Consider the following 22,555-nt stretch of genomic DNA (forward strand, 5'->3'; position numbering starts at 1 on the left):
ACGCGGCCCGGCTTGTCGGCATGTGGGTTCGATCCGCCCAGCAGGCGGCGAACTCAGCGGTCATTGGGGGCTTGACCGCGTCCCTCGTCGAGGGCCGGGATGTCTTCCTTCGGCACCGGTCGACTGTCCTGCTCGGCTTGCAGCTCGCTCGCCTCGAACGCGCGGAGTGCTTTCAGATCGATGGCCTCGGTCACCGGCATGTCGCTGCCGCTCGCAAGCCACTCGAGGCCGTCGAGCAGCGACGCGACCGAGCGCTGCTTGGCGACGACGTCGACGCGCAGACCCAGCTGCCTGGCGTCCTTCGCGGTCCGGGGGCCGATCGCGGCGATGTAGATCTCATCCGGGATCGGCGAGAACTGCTTGTGCACCTGCTCCGCCACGGAGCCGCTGGTCACGAGGATCGCGCGGATCCGGCTGTTGCGGATGTCGTACTGGATACTCTCCGCCGCCGGCACACCCACCGTGCGGTACGCGACGACCGAGTCGACGAGGTGCCCGCGCCTGGCGAGCCCCTCCGCGAGCGTCGGGCGAGCGACCTCAGAGCGCAGCCACAGCACCGAGATGGGAGGCTGGCGGCGAGCCGCCTCGGCCCACTCCAGGAGCAGCCCCTTGGCGGAGTTGTCGTGCGTGGGAACGAAGTCGACCCGGTAGCCGGCCGTCGTCAGCGAGGCCGCCGTCGTCTCGCCGACCGCCGCGATGAGCGTGTGGTCTGGCACCTTCACGCCGAGCGAGTGCATGACATCTGCCGCCGTGGCGCTCGTCACCGCGATCCAGTTGTAGTGTCCGCTCTCGAGCAGGCGGATCTTGTCGCTCAGTACCCGGGAGTCGTCCTCGTTCGGGCTCGCGAAGTTGATGAGCGGGGCCGTGATGGGGAACGCCGATCGCGCGCGAACAGCCTCCGCGACGTCGCCGCCCCAGACGCCTCCACGGGGTACGAGGATCTTCCAGCCCTTCAGCGGTGCATCCATCGTGGTTCCTCCGTTCACGTCCGGACCCTCCGTTCAGGCCATCAGCGCGACAGCACCCTGATCGAAGAGGTCCGTCGAGATGAGCGAGACCAGTTCTGCCTGGGCGGCATCGAATGCGCCGGGGTCGGAGACCTCCACGGCACGCCTGCTGGAGACCCGCGAAGATCCGTCTACTGCATACACGGTAGCCCACGCCTCGAGTTTTCCGTCGGCGTACCGGGCTGCAGCGCCGACGGGAGCCGCGCAGCCGGCTTCGAGCGTCGCGAGAATGCCGCGTTCGACGAGCACTGCCGCACGCGCTTCTCGGTCGTCGAGGTCGGCGACGCCCGCAGGTGCGTCATCGTCGCGGACCTCGATGGCGAGGCAGCCCTGACCGGGAGCGTTGGGGAAGTCGGCGAGGTCGAAGCGCTCGGTGATGGCATCCGCGAAGCCGAGCCGCTCGAGCCCGGCAGCGGCGAGCACGACGGCGTCGAGCTCCCCGTCGGTGACGAAGCGGAGACGACGCTCGACGTTGCCGCGGATGTCGCGGATCTCGAGGTCGGGGCGCAGTGTGAGCAGCTGCGCCACGCGCCGAGGCGACCCGGTGCCGACCTTCGCGCCGTGCGGAAGCTCGGCGAGGGAGAGTCCGGAGGCTCCGCCCAGCGAGCAGAGCGCGTCGCGCGCATCTTCCCGCACGGGGTACGCGGCCACGGTGAGGCCAGGGGCCTTCGCGGTCGGGAGATCCTTGAGCGAGTGCACGACGAGGTCGCACTCCCCCGCGAGCAGCGCATCCCGCAGCTCGCTCGCGAACACGCCAGTACCGCCGAGCGACGACAGTGCGGCGCGCGTCACGTCGCCATGGGTGGTCACTCGCACCAGCTCGGTCTGCTCGCCCGTGATGCGCTCGAGCTCCCGCGCCATCGTCGACGTCTGCGCGACCGCGAGCGCGCTGCCTCGCGTGCCGATCCGCAGGGTCACGGCAGCAGTCCGGAGACCGCCGGCTTGAAGCCCAGTCGCTTGTTCGCGCAGCACCCGGGGCGGCACACGTCGAACCACGGTCCGATCGAGGTCATCGCCGGACGCTCTCCGACGGGGGTCGCGTCGCGACGCTCCAGGATGAGGTCGACGAGCCCTTCCACGTACTTCGCGTGGATGCCGGGCGTCGGAGTGCGGCGGAATGCGAGTCCCGCATCCGCTGCCGAGTCCTTCGCCTCGTTGTCGAGGTCCCAGAGGACCTCCATGTGGTCGGAGACGAAGCCGATCGGCACGACGACGACCGCCTTGGCGCCCTTCGACGGGAGCTCCGCGATGACGTCGTTGATGTCGGGCTCGAGCCACGGCTGCGAGGGCGGGCCGGAGCGCGACTGGTAGACGAGCTGCCAGGAGAGCTGCTCAGGCACTCGGCCTGAGATGGTCGTGTCTTCCTCGAGCTCCTGCAGAGCCGCGAGGGCGACGACCTCCGCGACCGCGAGGTGCTGGGCGGCGTATGCGCCGCTCTCACCGAAGCCCGCGCCAGGAGGGCCCGAGTTCGCGGCATCCGCCATCGGCACCGAGTGCGTCGTGAAGAGCACCTCGACCTCGGTGGCCAGGTCGAGCTGGGCGTCTTCCTGAGCGAGGCTGAGCACGGCGTCGCGGACACCCTCGATGAAGGGGGCGACGAAGCCCGGGTGGTCGAAGAAGGCGCGCACCTTGTCGATCGTGAGCTGCCCGCCGAGTCCCGTGTCCTCGAGCGCGTCCGCGAAGTCCTCGCGGTACTGACGGCAGCTGGAGAAGGACGAGTAGGCACTCGTGGCGACTGCGATGAGCGTCGAGCAGCCGGCTTCGCGGGCGTCGAGGAGCACGTCGTTGAAGTACGGCTCGGAGTTGCGGTTGCCCCAGAAGACGGGCAGGTCGATACCGCGCCGCTCGAGCTCCCGCTCGATGGAGGCCTTCAGCTGACGATTCTGCTCGTTGATGGGGCTCACGCCGCCGTAGTGCCGGTAGTGGTGGGCCACTTCCTCGAGCCGCTCGTCTGGGATGCCACGGCCTGCCGTCACGTTGCGCAGGAACGGGATGACCTCATCCTGTCCTTCCGGCCCGCCGAAGGAGGCGAGCAGGATGCCGTCGTACGCGACGGGCTCGGTCGTGTGCTCCGGGCCGAACTTGGCGGCGGCGGAGGCGGCGCTCACGGCAGCATTGACCTCGACGCGGGTGAACGTCGCCGGGCCGGGCTTGCGGCCCTTCGGCTGCGAACCGGTCTGCGGTGCAGCGACGTCGGTCACTGCAGCACCTCGACGATCTCGGAGGTCTGCAGGAAGCGACCCGTGTAGAACGGCACCTCCTCGCGCACGTGGCGCCGAGCATCGGTCTGTCGCAGGTCACGCATCATGTCGACCAGGTTGAGGAGGTTGTCGTCCTCGAGCGCGAGCAGCCACTCGTAGTCGCTGATTCCGAAGGACGCGACGGTGTTGGTGAGGGTCGACGTGTACGAGGATCCGGCGCGGCCGTGCTCGGCGAGCATCTGACGACGCTCGTCCTCCGGCAGCAGGTACCACTCGTAGGAGCGCACGAACGGGTAGACGGTGACCCACTGGCGCGGCTCCTTGCCGAGCATGTACGCGGGCATGTGGCGTGCGCTGAACTCGGCGGCGCGGTGCACTCCGACGATCTGCCAGGACGGCGTGAGTGGCGCGATGAGCTCGCTGCGGCGGATCTGGCGCAGGCCCCACTGCAGGCTCTCGGGCACTTCGCCGTGCAGCCACACCATGAGCTCGCCATCGTGCCGGAACCCGGAGACGTCGTAGAAGCCGCGCACCTTGACGCCGTTCTCGGCCAGCTCCGCGACGATGCCGTCGAGTTCGTCGACCGCCTTGATGGCGTCGCGACCCGACAGGACGAGCTCGTTGAGCGTCTCTCGTCGGAAGACCGAGATCATCGTGTACTCGGTGAGCGTCGCGCCTCCCCCCTGCTCCTCAGCGCCCTGGTGGGCCTCTGGGGCGCCCTGCTGAGCTGCCGATGCGTGCTCTGCGGGGACTGCGGACGTTGCGTTGGGCTCGGCGGCGAAAGCCGGGACCTCATTCGAGTGGGTCATGGTCCTATTCTACGAAATGTCGAGGAGTGTTTGGGGTGCGGCGCACAGCCGACGGAGCTCAGCGAGAGCGGCGGTACAGTGCGACGGCGGCGGTCACGCCACCGGCCACGACGACCGCGGCACCAGTAGCGATACCCGCGAGCAGGAGCGGGTTGTCTTCCTTCAGGCGCTGGATGCTGTGGCGCGTTGATTCGAGGAGTTCGCGGCCGCGGATGCGCGGGTCGACCTTCACCTCGATCGCGTCGAGCGTTGCCGCCAGCTCACGTCGGGTGCGCTCGATGTCAGCCTTCAGCTGACCGTCGTTGCGCTTGTCTTCCTTCTTCGCGAGGGTCGCCTCGCCGTTCTGCTCACTCATACTGTCCGAGCCCCTTCACTGCGTTGACATCCTGCTTGACGCTGGCGATCGTGCGCTCCGGGGCGAGCTTGCCCGCGCGCTTGAGCGCGAGGTAGCCGGCGAGGCCGAGCACGATGACGATCAGCAGGAACGCTCCTGCCACGATGAGCGCGGAGAGCCACGGCGCGAACACCGTGTTGAGTCCGAGGACGGCAGCGGTCACGAGCACTGCCCACAGCGTGAGCGCGAAGAACGCCGCAGCGGCGAACAGGCCGACCGCGATACCGTACTTCGTGCCGGTCGAGATGAGCTCTCGCTTGCCCTGCTCGACCTCGTCGCGCACGAGCTTCGTGAGGAGCTTGGGGACGTCGGTCACGAGCGTGCCGAGGCTCGACCGTGACTTCGGGTTGGCCCTCGTGCGGCCAATACCGGGGAAGGGCCCGCGGATCGGCGTCTTTTCTGACGACTCAGACATGGGTGTGTCGCTCTCTGCTGGGAGTGCTGGTTAGGACGCGTCGCTGCTCGGGTTGCCGACGGTTCCGGAGGGAGCAGGCGGGTTCGACTTGCCGGACGAGCTCTTCTTGCCGTTGTCCTTGACCGCCTTCGTGACCTGGGCCGTCACGAGCTTCGCGCCGCTGACGGCCGCGTCGGCGACCTTCGGAGCGAGCTTGCGGGAGAACTCGTCGACCTCAGCACGCTTGGAGCGGACGAGCTTCGTGTCCCACACCGTCTGCGCGACGGAGGAGATCTGCTCGTAGCGCTTGCGCCCCGCGCGAGCACCAAGGACGTACCCGGCACCGAGGCCAAGCACAAACACGAACTTCTTCATGAAAACTCCTATCGTTCGCCGGTACGCCAGCGATCGGTCAATCGGGCGCGATCAAGCCACGGAGCAAGCCTAGCCCCGCGAGGCATCTCAACTCGCGCTAAGCCTGTGCGTCCTCGGGGAAGAGCTCATCCACGGCGCGCAGCACCCCTGGGATGACACTCGCGAGCCCCGTCCCGTCGATCCAGGTGCCGGCGAGCGCGACTCCTGGCGTCCGCCGAGCCTTGTCGCGTGCACCCCGGAGCTCAGCGGATCGTCCGATGCGCGCGGCGGGGGCCGGGATGCGCCAGACGTGCCTCGCCAGAGCGATGACGTCCTCGCGCTCGATGTCGATGCCGAGCAGGCGCCCGGCATCGCCGCGTGCGAGCTCGATCGTCTCATCGTCGCTGAGCGAATGCGTGAGCGGCTCGCTCCCCCCGCGAGCTTGTGGACCGTAGGAGAGCCGGAGCACGTGCATCCCATCGGATGCCGCCTCCTGCCAGGCCCACTTCGCGGTGACGTGAGTGAGCGCCTTCGCCCGGATGGTTGCGCTCGGGTCGCCGACGAGCACGCCAGTGCCTCGCGGGTGAGCGTCGAGCTGCGGAGCTCGGACGAGCAGCGCGACGACCTCGGCGGGGACTGCGGCAGCGCCGCCGATCGCAGGCGCCTCGCCGGATGACCCCTCGGAGTCGTCGTCGCGGGCGGACACGGAGCGCGGAACCGCGACGGTCGACAGGATGCGCTTCGCGAACAGCGGCTCCCCGCCTTCGAGCTCGACGCGCCAGACCTGCTCGAGGGCGGAGCCGCCTTCGAGCACGGAAGCGACGCGAGTGGAGAGCCGGACATCGACGTCGAGCTCGGCGAGGTCGTGCTCGAGCCGCGCCACGACGCGGTGCATGCCTCCCTCGACGGTGCGAACTGCGGCGCCAGGGGGCGCGCTCCTCCTGAGCGCCGCGACGGCGGCCGCCAGGGAGCCGTGCTCGTGGATGCGCTCGGCGAGACCCGGGATGAGCACCCGGTGGTCGAGCTCCGCCGGGTCGAGCGAGTACACGCCCCGCGTGACCGGCGCGACGAGCCGGCCGAGCACGGTCGGCCCCATGCGCGCGAGCACCAGAGACTCGAGGTCGGAGGCGTCGGCGCCGACGCCCGGGCTGAGCGTCCGGTCGCGTTCGAGCTCCGCGATGCCTTCGTCGCCGATCGCGGCGTGCACCGCGGCACGGGACTCCGCGTCACGCAGAGCCGCTTCCCCAGGTATGCCGAGCATCCCCCCGGCCGGCATCGGAGCAGCAGTCACGTCGGTCACGACCCAGGAGCCCAGTGCCCGCGGCTCGACGATGTCGCCGTGCATCCCGAGCTCGTGCAGCAGGGCCGCGAACGCGCCACCGCGCGTCGCGAACGCCTCAGCGCCGATGTCGATCGGCAGCCCGCCCAGGTCTGCGCGGCGGATCATTCCGCCGAGTCGATCTCCCGCCTCGACGATCACCACGCTGGCACCACGGCCAGCGGCCCGTCTCGCCGCGAGCATCCCCGCGATGCCCCCGCCGACGACAACGAGGTCAGGCGTCGACTGGCCGAGGGGTGATCGGGTCACTCGACCCGACCGCCGTCCGGCAGCGAGTGCGCGAACTCCACGAGGCCGGTCAGCACGGCCGGATCGGCGGACGGCGGAACGCCGTGGCCGAGGTTGAGGATGTGCGCGGGTGCCGAGTTCCCCCGCCGAACGACATCTCGCACGTGCTCCTGGAGCACGGCGTCGCCCGCGCCGAGCACAGCAGGGTCGACGTTGCCCTGCAGCGGCACACCGCCACCGAGGCGGCGGGAGGCCTCGTCGAGCGTGATGCGGTCATCGACCCCCATGACGTCCGCCCCGATCGCGTGCATATCCGGCAGCAGCTCGGCGGTGCCGACGCCGAAGTGGATCGTGCGGACGCGCTCGCCACCCGGCGTGCGCAGGGCCCGCACCCGCTCGAGCGCCAGGCCGCTCGAGGCGGCGATCGACTTCTGGTAGCGATCGCGACTGAGCGAGCCAGCCCACGAGTCGAAGAGCTGCACGATGCTCGCCCCCGCGCGCACCTGCGCCTCCAGGAACGCGGCAGAGAGCTCGGCGATCGCGCCGGAGAGGTCGGCCCATGCCTCAGGATCGGCCTGCATGAGCGTGCGCGTGCGGAGGTGATCCTTCGAGGGACCGCCCTCGACGACATACGCGGCGACCGTGAACGGCGCCCCGGCGAAGCCGATGAGCGGCGTGGAGCCGAGCTCCGCCACCGTCAGCGAGACGGCCTCGCTGATGGGAGCGAAGAGCTCCGGGCTGACGCGGGCCCTGATGCGCGCAGCGAACTCGTGCGCCTCCTGCGAGGAGCGCACCGGGTTCTCGAAGACCGGACCGGTGCCTGGGACGATATCGACGGCCTCGCCGATGAGCTTGAGCGGAACAACGATGTCGCTGAAGAAGACCGCCGCGTCGACGCGGTGACGACGCACGGGCTGCAGCGTGATCTCCGCGGCGAGCTCCGGACGCAGGCAGGAGTCGAGCATCTCGATGCCCTTGCGCAGCTCGCGGTACTCGGGCAGCGAGCGGCCAGCCTGTCGCATGAACCACACCGGGAGCGTCTCAGGTCGGTCCCCGCGTGCCGCGCGGATGAGCGGAGCGTCGGCAGTGAGGCCAGAGGAGAGAGGATGCGAGTCGCTGAGCGGCAGGGGTGCAGGAGCTGTTTCGGTCACCCGCCCATTCTCCACCCGGCACCCGAGCGGGGCCGTACAGCAGGCATGCGACGGCGGATTCCCGGGTCTGCCGGATCGCAAGAGGTTTAAGGGAAGGTATGGCTCAGAAGCGAAAACGCGGAGAACTTCTACAATAAGTAATCGTGTTGCTGTGTCTGAGTGCCAATCACCGCACCGCGAGCTTCCCAGTCCTTGAAAAGCTCGCGGCCCGCGAAGATGGCGGACTTGAGTCCGCGCTCCGCGACGCCCCTGGCGTCGACGGAGCCATTGTGCTCGCCACCTGCAACCGCTTCGAGATCTACCTCGACATCGACACGGCGCAGCCGGTCGCTCCCGAGCTCATGCCGACCATCGCGACGGCGCTCGACGTCTCCGTCGAGACGCTCCGCGCAAACATGGCCGTCATCCACGACACCCAGGTGCCCGAGTACCTCTTCGCCGTCTCGAGCGGCCTCGAATCGGTGGTCGTCGGCGAGGGCGAGATCTCCGGACAGGTCCGCCGGGCACTCGAGGAATCACGTGCAGCTGGCATGTCGACCTCGCAGCTCGAGCGTCTCTTCCAGTCAGCGTCCACAACCTCGCGCGGCATCAAGTCGGGCACGAAGCTGCAGAGCGCGGGCCGATCCCTCGTGCGCCTCTCGCTCGAGCTCGCCGCATCCCAGATCGCCGACTGGAGCACCGCGCAGGTCGTGCTCGTCGGCACCGGCTCGTACGCGGCAGCCTCGCTCAAGGCCCTGCAGGACCGCGGCGTCACCCGCGTCGGCGTGTACTCCCCCTCGGGTCGCGCCCACAAGTTCGCCGAACGCGACGGCGTCTTCGTCATCGACAGCCAGAACCTGCCGGAGCACCTTTCGAACGCCGACCTCGTCGTCACCTGCTCGAGCGCCGACACGGTGGTCATCGACTACGACCTCATGCTCGGTGCACGTCTCGCGCCCGGATGCGCCGAGGCCACGCTCATCATCGACCTCGGCATGCCGCGCAACGTCGACCCGGCCGTCGGCCGCCTCGACGGCATCTCGGTGCTCGACCTCGAGACCATCCGCATCCACGCTCCCCTCGAGGAGCTCGGGGCCGCCGATGAGGCTCGCTGCATCGTGTCCCGCGCGGCCAGCGAGTTCGTCGAACAGCAGGCCGAGACGAGCGTCGCGGAGGGCATCGCAGCGCTCCGCTCGCACATCACCGACATCGCGCGCGCGGAGACCGAGCGCGTTGCGAACAAGGACGAATCGGGCGTCGCCGAGGCGGCTCTGCGTCGCCTCGCGAACACGCTCCTGCACAGCCCCTCGGTGCGCGCGAAGGAACTCGCCCGCGCTGGTCGCGGCGACGAGTACTTGGACGCGATCGAGCTGCTCTTCGGCATCACCGTCGAGCGAGAGACTCCCGCGGCGAAGCCGGCGAGCCCGGCGGTGGCATCCATCACGCCGACCGCGCTTCCCCGCGTCGCGCAGGTAGAAGACGACGGGGCGCTCGAGTGCCCCGTGCACACCTCCTAGCAGCACCCGACCGCCCCTTCCGCGGCTGGACCCACGAGCCCACGCACGGGACCACTTTCCGTGCCGCGCCTCCGTGCCGCACCTCTGCGCCCGATGCCCGACCCCAGCTCCCTCTCGGGCTGGAGACCTTCCTCTTCTGCGGGAAGCTCTCAAGAACGAAGCGACTTCTCCACCCCGAGTCGGCGTGGTCGGTCTACGCCGAATGCGCGGCAACGCGGTCAGGCTCACCCGAATCCTCGAGTTCACGGGGCAGAATCGTTGCGCGCCGGCGATCTCGGGAAGCACGCCTCCTCGCTTGGGCTGAGCATCCTGAGAAGTCCACCGAGCGCACGCTCCGTCGATGGGAACCCCTGCGAATGCTCCGCGAACACCGCTCCAAGCTGCTTGCCGGCGCCGCCACCGTGACCGCGCTCCTCGCGCTGAGCGGATGCTCGGGCTCCGAGCAGACGGACGACGCCGCACCCGAAGAGGGCATGCAGCCGCCAGGCACGTCGATCGCGGATGCCCTCAGCGAGAACGAGATGGGCGCCACCCTCGATTTCGGCGCGCTCCTGCCGAGCGGCGCGACCGGTGCGGTCATCGCCTGCCCAGGCGACACGGTCGAGTCGCTCGTCGAGAGCACTGGCATCGATGAGGGGAGCTACGAGCTCCCGGATGGAACCCTGCCGGTCGCCGATGGCTCGTTCACCCTGCTCTTCGGCGACGCGGAAGACAGGATCACGACGTCGACCGTGTACACGGGGGAAGGCGTCGACCTGTGTTCGGGAGACGCGGTCGCGTCGACGTACCTGGGTTCTGGCGCCCGCATCATGCTGACGGGGTCGGGCGGGGCCTGGACGCCGATCGGCGTGGAGTAGCGGCCCAGCGGGCAGACGAGACGGAACGACGACGCCTCCCGGGTGACGATCTGGCGTCCCGGGAGGCGTCGAGGTCAGGCCCGTCTCGACAATCGGGCTACCAGATGGTGACCCTGGCTTCGGGAGCGAGCCAGAGGGCGTCACTGTCGGTGACATCGAAGGCGTCGTAGAAGGCGTCGACGTTGCGGACGATCTGGTTGCACCGGAACTCGGCGGGCGAGTGCGGGTCGACCGCGAGGAGCAGCTTGGCGTACTCGGGGCGCGCCTTCTGCTGCCACGCCTGCGCCCAGCTGAGGAAGAACCGCTGCGCAGCGGTGAGCCCGTCGATGACGTTCTCGTCGTCTGCGTCGAAGCCGGCGTCTGCACGGTAGGCGCGGTACGCCTTCCAGGCGATGCCGAGTCCGCCGAGGTCGCCGATGTTCTCGCCGATGGTGAGCTCGCCGTTGACCTTCTGGCCCTCGGTGCCCTCAGGTGACAGTTCGTTGTACTGGTCGATGAGTGCACGAGTGCGCTGCTCGAAGGCAGTCCGGTCGGTCGCGGTCCACCAGTCCTCGAGGCGCCCGTCTCCGTCGTACTTGGACCCCTGGTCGTCGAAACCGTGCCCGATCTCGTGGCCGATCACGGCGCCGATGGCGCCGAAGTTCGCGGCGGGGTCGCGGTGCTCGTCGAAGAACGGCAGCTGGAGGATCGCGGCCGGGAAGACGATCTCGTTCTCGCCTGGCGAGTAGTAGGCGTTGACGGTCTGCGGCGGCATCATCCACTCATCGCGTCGCACGGGCGTGCCGAGCTTGGCGAATTCGTAGGCCGCCTCGTAGACGGAGGCCCGACGCGAGTTGCCGACCACGTCGTCGTCTCGGATCTCCAGGTCGGAGTAGTCGCGCCAGCGGTCTGGGTACCCGATCTTGGTGACGAACTTCTCGAGCTTGTCGAGAGCTCGCTCACGGGTCTCTGGGCTCATCCACTCCAGCTCGGCGATGGATGCGCGGTAGGCGCCGGTGAGGTAGCCGACGAGCTCGAGCATCTTGGCCTTCGCGGTCGGCGAGAAGTGCCGCTCGACGTAGGCCTTGCCGATGGCTTCGGGGAGCTTGCCCTCGGCGTGGCCCGTGCCACGCTTCCAGCGCTCGCGCTGCTCTGGTGTGCCCTGGAGGGTCTTGCCGTAGAAGTCGAAGTTGGCCGCGGAGACCGACGGGGCGAGGATGCCCGAGTACTGCGAGACGATGCCCCAGACGAGCCAGTCCTGCCAGCCCTGGAGGCGCTCTTCCGTGAGCAGGCCAGCAGCCCCCTCGAAGAAGTCGGGCTGACGGACGATGACGCGGTCGAGTGCGCCGGCCGGTGCACCCCAACGTGCGGTCCAGCCTGCGAAGTCGACGTTCGCGTAGGCCGCGCTGAGTTCTGCGAAGGTGCGCGGGTTGTACGCGAGCTCCGCTTCGCGCGACTTCACGACGTCCCAGTGGAGCTTGGCGACCTCGGTCTCGAGCGCGAAGACGCGCGCGGCCCGAGCCTCTGCGTCGGCCAGTCCCGCGAGGCCGAGCATGCGCGCGATGTGCGCCGTGTACTGCTCGCGGATCTCGGCGTACTGCTCCTCGCGGTAGTAGCTCTCGTCTGGCAGGCCGAGGCCGGACTGCTCGAAGTAGAGGGCGTACTCTGCGGGCGATTTGAGGTCGGGGTAGACGTAGGCCGAGACGAACGAGCCGAGTCCGGTGCGCTCGAGGTCACCGAGGACATGGAGGAACTCGTTGATCGTCGATGCGGCGAGTGCGCGGTCGATGTCGGGGCGGACCGGGTCGAAGCCGAGGGCCTCGAGCTTGTCCTCGTCCATGAACGCTGCGTAGGCGTCTGCCGCCTTGCGCAGCTCCGAACCGGGCTCCGCATCCGCGCCGCTCTTCAGGATGTCGAGGACCGCCTTCTCGGCGTCTTCGCGCAACTGGATGAAGCTGCCGTAGGCGGGCAGGTACGCGGGTACCTCCGTGGCAGCGATCCACTTGCCGTTGGTGTGCCTGAACAGGTCGTCTGCGGGGCGGACCGAGGCGTCGAGCGCCTCAAGGTCGATGCCCGAGGGGAGCTGCTCGGTTGCGGGAGCGGTGGAGGCGAGGTCGTCCGTCTGTGACATGTCCCTCAGGCTAGAACACGCCACCGACACAGGCCCTGTGATCACCTCAGGGCGAACATGCGAGGGGAAGCGGGATCACCGACCGTGCACCTGCCCGACTCCGGGCAACGGGCCTCGCGCTGACTGCTGGGAGGATGGATCCGTGCGCGCATCTCGAAACTCCCAACCCGCTGGCCGCACCGATGCACGCGCGCTCGACCGCAGCATCCTGACCCTCGCGGTCCCGGCGTTCGGGGCCCTCGTGGCCGAGCCCCTGTTCCTGCTCACCGACACGGCGCTCGTCGGCCACCTGGGCGATACGGCGCTCGCGGGCCTCGGGGTCGCGGCGACGATCCTGCACACGATCGTCGGCATCATGGTGTTCCTGGCCTACACGACGACCCCGGTCGTGGCGCGGCTGCTCGGCTCCGGCAACCGTCCAGGCGCCATCCGCGCCGGCATCGAGGGCATGTGGCTGGCGGCCTTCTGCGGCCTCGTGCTCCTCATCGTCGGCCTTCCCCTGAGCGCCCCGCTCGTCGGCGTCTTCACGAGCGACCCTGGCGCCATCGAGGCCGCGAACACGTACCTCTCGCTGAGCCTGTGGGGACTCCCCGCGATGCTCCTCGTCATTGCCGCCATGGGCCTGCTGCGCGGACTGCAGAACACCAAGGTGCCGCTGGTCGTCGCCATCGCGGGCTTCGCCGTCAATGGGGCGCTGAACGCGGTCTTCATCTACGGCTTCGGCTGGGGCATCGCGGGGTCTGCTCTCGGCACCGTCATCGCGCAGTGGGGCATGGCGATCGTCTACATCGTCATCGCGGTCCGGGCGGGCCGCGAGCTCGGCGTCTCGCTCCGGCCGGGCATCGGCGACCCTCGAACGGTCTTCTCAGCGAACGCGTTCATGGTGCTGCGCACCCTCACGCTGCGCGCATCCCTCGTCGTGCTGGTGTGGGCGGCCGGACAGCAGGGGGTCGCAGAGCTGGCCTCACTGCAGATCCTCCTCTCGGTCAACAGCCTCATCGCCTTCACCCTGGACGCGCTCGCGATCGCGGGCCAGGCGATGGTCGGGCACGCGCTGGGTGCCGGTGACACGAAGCGGGTCACGGCGATCTCCCGCCGCCTCAAGCAGTGGGGGTTCTGGTTCGGCGTGATCCTCGCAGTCGTCTTCGCGGCCCTCGCCTGGGTTCTCGGGTACGTCTTCACGAGCGACACCGCCGTGCTCGCCCTCTTGCCCGTCGGGTTCCTCATCCTCGCCGCCGGGACGCCGATCGCAGGGTTCGTGTACGTGCTCGACGGCATCCTCATCGGCGCGGGTGACGTTCGCTACCTGGCACTGGCGGGCATCCCGCCCCTGCTCGTGCTGGTGGTCGGCGTGACGCTCGTGCTGCAGCTCGGGATGCACGGCGCGGCCGGTCTCGGGGTGCTGTGGGCATCGTTCGCCGTCGGCACGATGGGCGCGCGGGCGCTCGTCCTGGGCGCCAGGGAACGCGGCACGAAGTGGCTCGTTCCGGGCGCCGCGCGGTAGCGGAAGCACGGGTTCGCTCGCGCATCTCCGCGGATCCGAGCTGGGCCTCGGGGAGTTCTCCCCATCGCCACCCGGGTGATTTCCTGCAAATGTGGGCATTGCGGGTCGCCCCTGGGCTCGCCGACGCTGCGCGCACCCGACGCCGGCGCCAACAGATCCCACTCTGGAGTTCCACCATGCGTGCATCCCTTCCCTCGAACAGCAGCTCGACCGAGAACCAGCTCCCCTCGCGGCGCGCCATCGTGACCGCCGGCGCCTGGAGCATCCCCCTCGTGACGCTGGCCGTCGGAGCGCCGTCGGCGTCGGCAAGCACGACGACCGCCGGGTTCGATCTCGCGATCGTCGGCCTGCAGTTCGGTGATTCCCTTCCCCTGTTCACGCCGGACTACTCCCAGCGGTACACGTCGTTCGTGCCGCTCAGCAACTTCGCCGTCGCGAACTTCGGCGACGCCCCTTCCCCTGATTCGGGGTTCCAGGCCAGCTACACGGTCGACAACGAGGTGGCCACCATCGACCGCGTCGGGTACCGGGTCGCCGGGGCCACCGAGCCCACGTACGTCGACGACGTCGAGACGATCGTGACCGGGACACGCACCGAGCTCAAGTGGCTCGTCCCCGTCTCGGTTCCCGTCAACGAGTCCGACGACCCGATCTTCCCCACCGGTGCGGTGGTGCTCGTCGTGGAGTCGACCGTGCTTCTCCGCTACCCGAACGACGCGTACGACCCGACGAAGATCACGGGAGCCCGGGTCAGTGCGACGTCCCTGTCTCCCGAGACCAAGACCGACAACAACGTGCTGCAGGGCGTCGGTGTCACCGAGCTCGAGCCAGCCGCGCCGTACGCCGCAGAGACCGAGGCGAGCTTCGAGACGGTTCCCCTCGGCACCGGGCCAGCCCGCACGAGCCGCCCGACGTCGGTCAAGATCACGTCGGTCGGTCCGAGCCCGCTTCCTGCGTCTGGCGCAGCCGTCGTCAGGTTCGACTACCGTTCGACGACGACGTTCTCCATCACCAACGTCCGCCGCAACGGCGCCGCGACGAGTGACTTCCTCCTGAGCGTGACCGCACCGGATCGTCAGACCGGCTCGAGCGTGCAGGAGCTTGTCGCCGCGTTCGGGACACCGCTCGACGCTGGCGACTTCCTCGAGTTCGACATCGTCTACGACGCCCCGGGCGCTGGTTCCTTCGATGTGACGTCGACCGCTGGGCACGTGGGCTTCCTCCCGGCGGACAACAACGACCGCAACCAGCGCACCACCGAGTTCGCCTACGTCTACGGCGTGATCCCGGCCTGAGCGTGAAGGGCGAGCCTCCGAAGAGCTCTGACTGCTCGGGAGGCCCGCTCCGAACGAGCTCGCTGCCGAACGACGGGGTTCACACGCCTGGCCGACGATTCGGCTGACTGGCCCGCCGGGATCGCTCGCGCGCGGGCCTCCCGAGGGGTACGTTCTCGTCATGGTCCCAATCGACAGCCTGCTCGCCTTCGCCGTCGCGTCGGTGCTGCTCATCCTCATCCCGGGGCCGAGCGTGCTCTTCGTGATCGGCAGGTCGATCGCGCTCGGCCGTCGGGCTGGCGTGCTGAGCGTCGTCGGCAACGCGATCGGGATGATCCCGGCGGTCCTCGCGGTGGCGCTCGGGGTCGGGGCCCTTGTCGCCTCGTCGGTCGTGGCGTTCACGATCATCAAGATCGTCGGCGCGGTCTACCTCGTCTGGCTCGGCGTGCAGGCGATCCGCACCAGGAACGCGCACCTCGAGGCCGCGGCGCCCGTTCCTTCGAGCGCGTTCAAGCTGCTCACACAGGGCTTCATCGTCGGCAGCACGAACCCGAAGACGATCGCGTTCTTCGTGGCCGTGCTTCCCCAGTTCGTGTCGCCGGCGGCCGGGCCCGCCTGGCTCCAGCTCCTGGAGCTCGGCGTCTGCTTCCTCCTGCTCGCACTCGTCTTCGACTGTGCGTGGGCGCTCTTCGCCGGTACGGCCCGGGCCTGGTTCGCGCGCTCCCCCAAGCGCATCTCCGGCATGTCCGCGACGGGCGGAGCCATGATGATCGGGCTCGGCGGCGCGCTCGCCTTCACTGGCGCGAAGTCCTAGCGACGCACGCAAGCTGGCCGGTCCGTGCATCCGGGACCGGCCAGCCGTGCGTTTCGCGCGCGAGCTGCGCGCTCGTGGCGACTCCTCGCTGTTGGGAGCTACTCGCGCTCGGTCGCAGCGCGTCGACGGGCGACGAGTGCAACGGTGATGCCCGCGGCGAGGAGCAGACCAGCACCAATCGCGATGGGCGCGGCACCCTCTGCGCCGGTCGTGGCCAGCGAGTCCCCGCCCTGGCCGGTCGCCGAGGTGCTCGTGGGTGCAGGACCCGCAGTGGCAGGAGCGGTGGCGGATGCCGTTGCGGACGCGGTCGGCTCGGTCGTCGCCGTCGCCGTCGGTGCGGTGGTGGCCGTCGGCTCAGTCGTCGCCGTGGCGGTCGGTGCGGTCGTGGCCGTCGGCTCGGTCGTGGCGGTCGGTTCGGTCGTCGCGGTCGGCGTCGGCGGAGCGGCCTCGACCCACGCGGACGTCAGCAGCCACTGCGCCATCTCGGTGTTGTCGAGGTAGTGGCCGCGCAGCGGGTCCCGCTGGTCGGCGAGCGCCGTGAGCTGCTCGGCACCTGCACCCTTGTAGAAGAAGGGCACAAGCTGGTTGGTGTGGTTCGTGGAGTTCCACGAGTGGGTGGCATAGTCGAGGTGGTTCTCGACCGTCATAGGCGTGAACTGGCCTTCGACCGGGCCAGAGAGGTAACCGGTCTCGTGGTCGGCGGTGACGACGACAAGCGTCTCATCCCAGCTCGACTCGGTCTCGACCCAGTCGATGACGGAATCCACGGCATCGTTGAAGTCGAGGGTCTCCTCGAGCGCACGGTCGGTCTGGTTGGCGTGCCCGGTCCAGTCGATCGCGCCGCCCTCGACCATGAGGAACATGCCGCTGTCGTTGTTGTCGAGCACGTTGAGGGCGCCCTCGGTGAGCGTCGCGAGACCCGGCACGTCGTTCTTCGCACCGGTGTCCGTGCGGCCCTGCTGCAGCGTCGAGCCGACCTGGGGGACCCCGAAGACCTGCTCGGGGGTGTCGCCCTCGGTGAGCGCCTCGAAGTCCTCGTTCGTCTCCAGGAAGGCGTAGTCGCTCGCCCCGCTGGTCGCCGCCTCCCACTCCGCTTGGCCCACGTACTGGTAGTTCGGGGTGGCCAACGGCTGGTTGTCGTCGTCGTAGAACGGGTGGCCCGCGCCGATCACGACATCCATCTCGCCAGAGAGCTGCTGGGCGGCGATGCCGTGGTAGTCGTTGCGCGACACGTTGTGCGCCGAGTAGGCGGCGGGTGTGGCGTGCGAGAACGGCACGCTCGTGACGACGCCCGTCGACTTGCCGAGCGAGTTCGCACGCTCCGAGAGGTTCTCGACGACGTTCTCGTCGACGTCAACTCCGATGCCGGCGTTGTAGGTCTTGACGCCTGTCGCCATGGCGGTTCCAGCTGCGGCGGAGTCGGTCGGGTCGTTCTTGTTCCACTCGAAGTCGGTCCAGGACTCCGCGGGGTCGTACGCGGGGCCCTCAGCCCAGTGCGTGGACATGCCGGCGAGGTCCCAGCTCTGGAAGCCCTCCGTGGGCCGGTCAGCGTTGCTGCCAGCGGGGATGACCTTCTTGTCCCCGCCCGTGGTGACCTGGTAGTAGGTCTCGCCGCTGGTGTGGGCGTTCGCGAGGTCCACGAAGTTGTAGCCCATGCCGTCGCCGATGAGCACGATCACGTTCTTCGGGCCAGTCTCGTCGGCGGCGGCGGCCGGCGTCGCGGCGAACGCGGTGCCTGCGATGGCGAGCGCGGTGAGCGCGACAGCGCCTCCGGCGAGTGGTCTGCGGATGATGCTGGGCATCTGGTTCCTTCCGGTCCGTCTTCGGGGTACCTCGGCGACGCTATGAGAACCATTCGCATGTCCGGCGAAGACTCCGTTTCCCCCGGGTAGCGCCCCGGTGAATTTCGAGTGACCTCCTCGCAAGCCGACACCGGCGCGCACGACCACCCAGTCCTTCCCGAGCGATTACCCTCGTCAGGTGCGTCTTGTCATTGCGAACTGCAGCGTCGATTACATCGGCCGTCTCACCGCCCACCTCCCCATGGCCCCGCGTGTGCTCATGCGAAAGGCCGACGGCAGCCTCCTGGTGCACTCCGACGGCGGCAGCTACAAGCCGCTGAACTGGATGAGCGCACCCTGCTCGATCGTCGAGGAGGAACCGGACGCAACCCAGCTCGAGGCGGGTATCACCGCGCTCTGGCGGGTCACGCAGACGAAGACCGGCGACCAGCTGCTCGTCACGATCGGCGAGGTCTTCGGCGACCACTCCCACGAGCTCGGCAAAGACCCCGGCCTCGAGAAGGACGGCGTCGAGGCGCACCTCCAGAAGCTGCTCGCCGACCAGATCGACCTGCTCGGCGAGGGGCATGCGCTCGTGCGCCGGGAGTACATGACCGCGATCGGGCCGGTCGACATCCTCGCGCGCGACGAGAGCGGCGCTTCTGTTGCCGTGGAGATCAAGCGTCGCGGAGGCATCGACGGCGTCGAGCAGCTGACGCGCTACCTCGAGCTCATGAACCGCGACCCGCTGCTCGCTCCCGTCTCCGGGGTGTTCGCCGCGCAGGAGATCGCCCCGCAGGCACGCACGCTCGCCGAGGACCGCGGCATCCGCTGCGTCATCCTCGACTACGACGAGATGCGCGGCGTCGACCCGCGCCACATGCGCCTCTTCTAGCGGCGCACCCCAACCGTTCAGCGGGCTGTCGCCTGCCGCTCGGCCAGCCCTCACTACACTGGCTCGGACATGACGCACACAAGCTCTCCAGAAACGGAAGGCCGGGTCCCCGCCGACCCGCAGCCGACACCGGCCGTCCAGCCTGCGGCCACCACGACGACTCGCAGGGTCGACCTCGAGCGCGGCACCGGCATCGCCCCATACACGGCGGTGCTGTGGGACCTGGACGGGACGATCAGCGACTCGGCTCCTGGCATCCTGAACAGCCTGCGCACGGTTCTCTCGAGCTACGGGCTGCCGATCCCGAGCGACAGCGAGCTGCTCAAGCACGTCGGCCCTCCGATCCACGAGACGTTCGCCGCCTACGGGCTCGACCCCATCGAGGCGACCGAACGCTATCGCGCGATCTACCGCGCCTCTGAGTCGTTCATCGGCGACGCGTACCCCGGGGTGCTGCAGGTCATCCGCGACGTGCATGCCGCAGGTATCCCGCAATCGACGGCGACGAGCAAGCCGGAGAGCTCGGCGAGAGTCATCCTCGAGAGCTACGGGATCGACGACAGCTTCCTCACCATCACGGGAGCCTCCGACGACGAGGTGCGCTCGGCCAAGGCCGACGTCATCGAGGAGGCGCTTCGTCGACTCGACGTCGCGGGCGTCGACCTCAGCAACGTGCTGATGATCGGCGACCGGTTCTATGACGTCGAGGGGGCTGCCGAGCACGGCGTGCCCGCGGTGTACGTGTCCTGGGGCTACGGCCGCCTCGGCGAGGAGGCGGGCTCCGTCGCGGTCGCCGATTCGGCGGAACGGCTCCGAGCCTTCCTCTCACTCGACTGACCACGCCGGAGTTCCCGTCGCTTTGTCGGTGCGCCGTCGTATCCTCGTGGCATGCGCGCAGAGAGCTCTTTCACCATCGAAGCCTGGGATGCCAACGGCAGAGCCGTCGGCATCGAGACCGCCGCACCGCTTGGCGGTGCATTCATCGTCCGTGCCATCTCAGGCGGTGACATCGAGGGGCGCAGCGAGGTGCTCTTCGCTGGCGCTTTCAACGAGAAGCATGGTTCGGGCACGTACGTCGCGATCGACGCCTTCGAGGGCTCGATCGCCGGCAGGACGGGCACGCTCGCGTTCTGGCACGCGAACACGGTCGCGAGGGGCCGTCCTGCCGCTGGCGGAGGCGTGCTGCATGTCGTCCCCGACTCCGGCACCGGAGAGCTGACCGGTGCGAGCGGCACGGGTGAGATCATCGCCCGTGGCGACGACCACACGCTTGTCCTGCAGATCGAGTTCGACGGCGCCGACGACGTGGAGATCGACGGCGAGGTGTTCGCGGGCGAGGTCGAGGCGGGCTCGTCGAAGAGCGAGGCCTGACCGGAAGCCGGCCGCCCGTGCCCACGAAGGCGGGAGCCGCATCCACCCGCCCGAACCCCTTCACGCCCTCGTTCGGCGTGACGCCGCCACTGCTTGTCGGCCGGTCGGCGATGCTGGCTTCGTTCGAAGCGGCGATCGACGGCACGCCGGGCGAGGTGGGGAGGGCGACCCTCGTCACCGGACTGCGCGGCGTCGGCAAGACCGTCATGCTCAACGCCCTGGAAGACATCGCCGTCTCACGAGGCTGGCTCGTCATCTCGGAGACGGCCACGAAGGGACTGGCCGGGCGGATGACCACCGAAGCGCTCCCCAAGCTCTTGGCCGAGCACGACCCGAGGTCCAGCAAGCGCCGCATCACGGGCGTCACCCTGCCGATGGGCTCCGGAGGGTTCGTGTCGACGGTCGAGGAGCGCTACCGCCCCGTCGCCAACCTGCGGTCCCAGCTGACGGAGCTCACGCGTCTGCTCGCCCCGAACGGGACGGGGGTCCTCATCACCGTCGACGAGATCCACCGTGGCGCGATCGACGACCTCCGCGAGATCACGACGGTTGTGCAGCACGCGTTCCGAGAAGGGCTCGACGTCGCGTTTGTCGGCGCCGGCCTCAAGCCGAACATCAACGAGCTGCGCAGCGACCGCATGCTGACGTTCCTGCGCCGCGCGCACGTGCAGGAACTCGGGCAGCTCGACTACGAGGCGTCGGCGCGGGCTCTCCGGGAGCCCATCGCCGAGGGTGGGCGCAGCATCGATGACGACGCCCTCGACTACGCCGTGCGAGGCACGCAGGGGTACCCGTTCCTCGTGCAGTTCATCGGCTCGAAATCGTGGCAGGAAGCCGGCCCCGCCGAGCGCATCCAGCTCGCGCACGCCCGCCGCGCTGTTCGCCTCGCGAGGCAGGCCATGGGCCAGTACATCTACGAGCCCACGCTCGCCGCGCTGTCCGTCGGCGACCGGACCTACCTGGCCGCGATGGCGAGCGACGACGGGCCGTCGCTCTCAAGCGATATCCGACTGCGGATGCGCGCGAAGGCCGGCTACGTGGGCGTGTACCGCCAGCGACTCATCAACGCCGGCATCATCGAGCCGGCGGGTTACGGCAGCGTGCAGTTCACGACGCCGTACCTGCGGGAGTATCTGCGAGAGCACGTCGTGAGCGAGGCCATCGCGCTCCCGCAGGGGCGGGCCTTCCCGCCTCCACCCGACGAGGACGAAGATCTCGACGACTGAGCCCTGGCACCAGTCGTGAGGGGCCGGGTCGGCCTGGATGGACTCAGGGAACGCGAACGCCGGTGAACGGCGTGGCCCGACGCAGCTCGAAGCCCAGCTTCTCGTATGCGGCGATGGCGCCCGTGTTGGCGGCCGCCGCGTGCATGAGCGCACGGTCGCCGCGTTGCTGGATGTGGAAAGCGACGTCGAGCACGAGTCGGGATGCGAGTCCCTGCCGGCGGTAGTCGGCGTCGGTCGCGACCGCGCTGATCTCCGTCCAACCCGCCGGGTGGAGTCGCTCCCCGGCCATGGCGATGAGCTTTCCGTCGCGGCGGATGCCGACGTAGCGCCCGAGCACGTACGTTCGCGGCAGGAACGGGCCGGGTTGGTTGCGCTCCACGAGCGCCAGCATCTCGGGGGCGTCGTCTGCCCCGAGCTCGACGACCTCCTCGTCCGGTCTCGTCTGCAAGCGCGGCGTCTCGACCAGCTGCACGCCTTCGCCGCGCCAGGTCTGTGCCCAACCAGCCGGAACCTCGGGGTCTGCGTGCGAGATCGCGAGCTCGGCCCCGGAGCCGAGGAGCTCGGCGATCGCATCCCAGACGCCGGGCTCCTCCCAGGAGCGGACGCCGACGAACGGCGACACGTCGGCCGGGTATCGCTTGACCAGGTCGCCGCCGACCGCGAGGTGCGCGTGGGCGCCGGTCAGCGAGTTCCAGGCGGGGTTGTCGAGCACGGAGGTGGAGGCGATGGTGGTGTCGGTCATGGGGTCCTCGAGACAGTGGATGTGTCTCCGATTGTCACGCACAACGCACGATGCTCTTGACGTCGTGACCGACGGTTACGACCCGTTGCCTCCCGCTCGGCTCAGATGCCGAGCGTCGCGCGCAGCTCCTCCACGTGGCCGTCCGGGTCGATGTCGTACGCGACCCAGGAGAGCTTCCCGCTCGCATCCACGATGAAGGTCGACCTGATGACTCCGGTTCCCGCGATTCCCGCGACGGGACGCTCGCCCCACGCACCCCATTCCATGGCGGTCGCCCCCGAGTCGCTGAGGAGCGAGTACGGCACCTGCTGCTCTTCGCCGAAGATGGCGAGCTCTCGCGGCTGATCGAGCGAGATGCCGAGCACGGTGACTCCGGCGTCGCTGAGTGCGGCGTAGTTGTCGCGGAAGTCGCACGCCTGCTGCGTGCACTTGCGCGTGCCGGCCTTCGGGTAGAAGTAGACGACGACTGGCGAGCCGGCGAGGTCGCTGAGGCGGATGATCTCGCCGTGCTGGTCGGTGAGCGCGAAATCGGGGGCGCTGTCGCCAACGCTGAGAGTGGTGACCAAGATTGCTCCTCGCTCGGGAATCTGACCTGCCCGACTCTAGCG

Annotated in this window: 22 protein-coding genes; 9 read left to right on the top strand and 13 right to left on the bottom strand. The window is 69.2% G+C overall.

Annotated features, from left to right (window positions below; genetic code table 11):
• Nucleotides 1-53: 53 nt before the first annotated feature.
• The 9 genes from GV007_RS04290 to hemE all read right to left on the bottom strand — a co-directional run bounded on the left by GV007_RS04290 (nt 54) and on the right by hemE (nt 7,877).
• Nucleotides 54-968 carry a uroporphyrinogen-III synthase gene (locus GV007_RS04290; RefSeq protein WP_160071155.1) on the bottom strand — a complete coding sequence of 305 codons (915 nt, stop codon included), beginning with the start codon at nt 966-968 and terminating at the stop codon, nt 54-56.
• A 33-nt stretch (nt 969-1,001) separates the two neighbouring features.
• A complete protein-coding gene (gene hemC, locus GV007_RS04295; RefSeq protein WP_268893482.1) occupies nt 1,002-1,925 on the bottom strand; it encodes a hydroxymethylbilane synthase in 924 nt (307 codons plus the stop codon).
• Entirely contained in the window at nt 1,922-3,115 is a 1,194-nt protein-coding gene (locus GV007_RS04300; protein WP_236558383.1) for a ferrochelatase, read from the bottom strand. The genes hemC and GV007_RS04300 overlap by 4 nt, the downstream gene beginning before the upstream one ends.
• Nucleotides 3,116-3,204: 89 nt before the next feature.
• Nucleotides 3,205-4,017 carry a hydrogen peroxide-dependent heme synthase gene (hemQ, locus tag GV007_RS04305; protein WP_160071157.1) on the bottom strand — a complete coding sequence of 271 codons (813 nt, stop codon included), beginning with the start codon at nt 4,015-4,017 and terminating at the stop codon, nt 3,205-3,207.
• Between the two features lie 58 nt (nt 4,018-4,075).
• On the bottom strand, nt 4,076-4,372 hold the full coding sequence (locus GV007_RS04310; RefSeq protein ID WP_104244121.1) for a DUF3618 domain-containing protein: 297 nt from the start codon (nt 4,370-4,372) through the stop codon (nt 4,076-4,078).
• A complete protein-coding gene (locus tag GV007_RS04315; protein ID WP_160071158.1) occupies nt 4,365-4,826 on the bottom strand; it encodes a phage holin family protein in 462 nt (153 codons plus the stop codon). Before GV007_RS04315 ends, GV007_RS04310 begins: the two co-directional genes overlap by 8 nt.
• 30 nt (nt 4,827-4,856) lie before the next feature.
• Nucleotides 4,857-5,180, bottom strand: coding sequence for a hypothetical protein (locus GV007_RS04320; protein WP_104244117.1), 324 nt, complete (start codon nt 5,178-5,180; stop codon nt 4,857-4,859).
• A 97-nt stretch (nt 5,181-5,277) separates the two neighbouring features.
• Nucleotides 5,278-6,747: a protoporphyrinogen/coproporphyrinogen oxidase gene (locus GV007_RS04325; protein WP_160071159.1), complete on the bottom strand. Its 1,470-nt coding sequence runs from the start codon at nt 6,745-6,747 to the stop codon at nt 5,278-5,280.
• The gene (hemE, locus tag GV007_RS04330) at nt 6,744-7,877 is read right to left on the bottom strand and encodes a uroporphyrinogen decarboxylase (protein ID WP_236558321.1); all 1,134 of its coding nucleotides are present in this window, start codon (nt 7,875-7,877) and stop codon (nt 6,744-6,746) included. The genes GV007_RS04325 and hemE overlap by 4 nt, the downstream gene beginning before the upstream one ends.
• Before the next feature lie 143 nt (nt 7,878-8,020).
• Between hemE and GV007_RS04335 the strand changes: the two genes are divergently transcribed.
• Both GV007_RS04335 and GV007_RS04340 read left to right on the top strand, forming a co-directional pair.
• A complete protein-coding gene (locus tag GV007_RS04335; protein ID WP_160071160.1) occupies nt 8,021-9,373 on the top strand; it encodes a glutamyl-tRNA reductase in 1,353 nt (450 codons plus the stop codon).
• 356 nt (nt 9,374-9,729) lie between these two features.
• On the top strand, nt 9,730-10,230 hold the full coding sequence (locus GV007_RS04340; protein WP_160071161.1) for a hypothetical protein: 501 nt from the start codon (nt 9,730-9,732) through the stop codon (nt 10,228-10,230).
• Between the two features lie 97 nt (nt 10,231-10,327).
• Here the strand turns inward: GV007_RS04340 and GV007_RS04345 are convergent, their stop codons facing one another.
• Nucleotides 10,328-12,340, bottom strand: coding sequence for a M13 family metallopeptidase (locus tag GV007_RS04345; protein ID WP_160071162.1), 2,013 nt, complete (start codon nt 12,338-12,340; stop codon nt 10,328-10,330).
• 142 nt (nt 12,341-12,482) lie between these two features.
• Here GV007_RS04345 and GV007_RS04350 point away from each other — a divergent pair, with 142 nt between their 5' ends.
• From GV007_RS04350 to GV007_RS04360, 3 genes are all read left to right on the top strand, one after another.
• A complete protein-coding gene (locus tag GV007_RS04350) occupies nt 12,483-13,844 on the top strand; it encodes an MATE family efflux transporter (protein WP_236558323.1) in 1,362 nt (453 codons plus the stop codon).
• 176 nt (nt 13,845-14,020) lie between these two features.
• Nucleotides 14,021-15,139 carry a hypothetical protein gene (locus tag GV007_RS04355; protein ID WP_160071164.1) on the top strand — a complete coding sequence of 373 codons (1,119 nt, stop codon included), beginning with the start codon at nt 14,021-14,023 and terminating at the stop codon, nt 15,137-15,139.
• 160 nt (nt 15,140-15,299) lie between these two features.
• Entirely contained in the window at nt 15,300-15,932 is a 633-nt protein-coding gene (locus tag GV007_RS04360) for a LysE family translocator (RefSeq protein WP_160071165.1), read from the top strand.
• Nucleotides 15,933-16,030: 98 nt separating this feature from the next.
• On the opposite strand, the gene GV007_RS04365 is transcribed toward GV007_RS04360, so the two are convergent.
• Nucleotides 16,031-17,734 carry an alkaline phosphatase gene (locus tag GV007_RS04365; protein WP_201297559.1) on the bottom strand — a complete coding sequence of 568 codons (1,704 nt, stop codon included), beginning with the start codon at nt 17,732-17,734 and terminating at the stop codon, nt 16,031-16,033.
• Between the two features lie 178 nt (nt 17,735-17,912).
• Between GV007_RS04365 and nucS the strand changes: the two genes are divergently transcribed.
• The 4 genes from nucS to GV007_RS04385 all read left to right on the top strand — a co-directional run bounded on the left by nucS (nt 17,913) and on the right by GV007_RS04385 (nt 21,205).
• Nucleotides 17,913-18,608 (top strand): endonuclease NucS, encoded by a 696-nt coding sequence (nucS, locus tag GV007_RS04370; RefSeq protein ID WP_104244101.1) that lies wholly within the window; start codon nt 17,913-17,915, stop codon nt 18,606-18,608.
• A 69-nt stretch (nt 18,609-18,677) separates the two neighbouring features.
• Nucleotides 18,678-19,445, top strand: a complete 768-nt coding sequence (locus tag GV007_RS04375; protein WP_160071166.1) for an HAD hydrolase-like protein — start codon at nt 18,678-18,680, stop codon at nt 19,443-19,445.
• A 51-nt stretch (nt 19,446-19,496) separates the two neighbouring features.
• On the top strand, nt 19,497-19,979 hold the full coding sequence (locus GV007_RS04380) for a DUF3224 domain-containing protein (protein WP_160071167.1): 483 nt from the start codon (nt 19,497-19,499) through the stop codon (nt 19,977-19,979).
• 17 nt (nt 19,980-19,996) lie between these two features.
• Nucleotides 19,997-21,205: an ATP-binding protein gene (locus tag GV007_RS04385; protein WP_201297561.1), complete on the top strand. Its 1,209-nt coding sequence runs from the start codon at nt 19,997-19,999 to the stop codon at nt 21,203-21,205.
• 43 nt (nt 21,206-21,248) lie between these two features.
• Here GV007_RS04385 and GV007_RS04390 read toward each other — a convergent pair whose 3' ends face one another.
• Both GV007_RS04390 and GV007_RS04395 read right to left on the bottom strand, forming a co-directional pair.
• Nucleotides 21,249-21,947 carry a GNAT family N-acetyltransferase gene (locus GV007_RS04390; RefSeq protein ID WP_160071168.1) on the bottom strand — a complete coding sequence of 233 codons (699 nt, stop codon included), beginning with the start codon at nt 21,945-21,947 and terminating at the stop codon, nt 21,249-21,251.
• A gap of 101 nt (nt 21,948-22,048) precedes the next feature.
• On the bottom strand, nt 22,049-22,513 hold the full coding sequence (locus GV007_RS04395) for a peroxiredoxin (RefSeq protein WP_201297563.1): 465 nt from the start codon (nt 22,511-22,513) through the stop codon (nt 22,049-22,051).
• Nucleotides 22,514-22,555: the final 42 nt, after the last annotated feature.

It is taken from the genome of Pseudoclavibacter sp. 8L, assembly GCF_902506465.1.
In the GTDB taxonomy this organism is placed as follows: Bacteria; Actinomycetota; Actinomycetes; order Actinomycetales; family Microbacteriaceae; genus Pseudoclavibacter.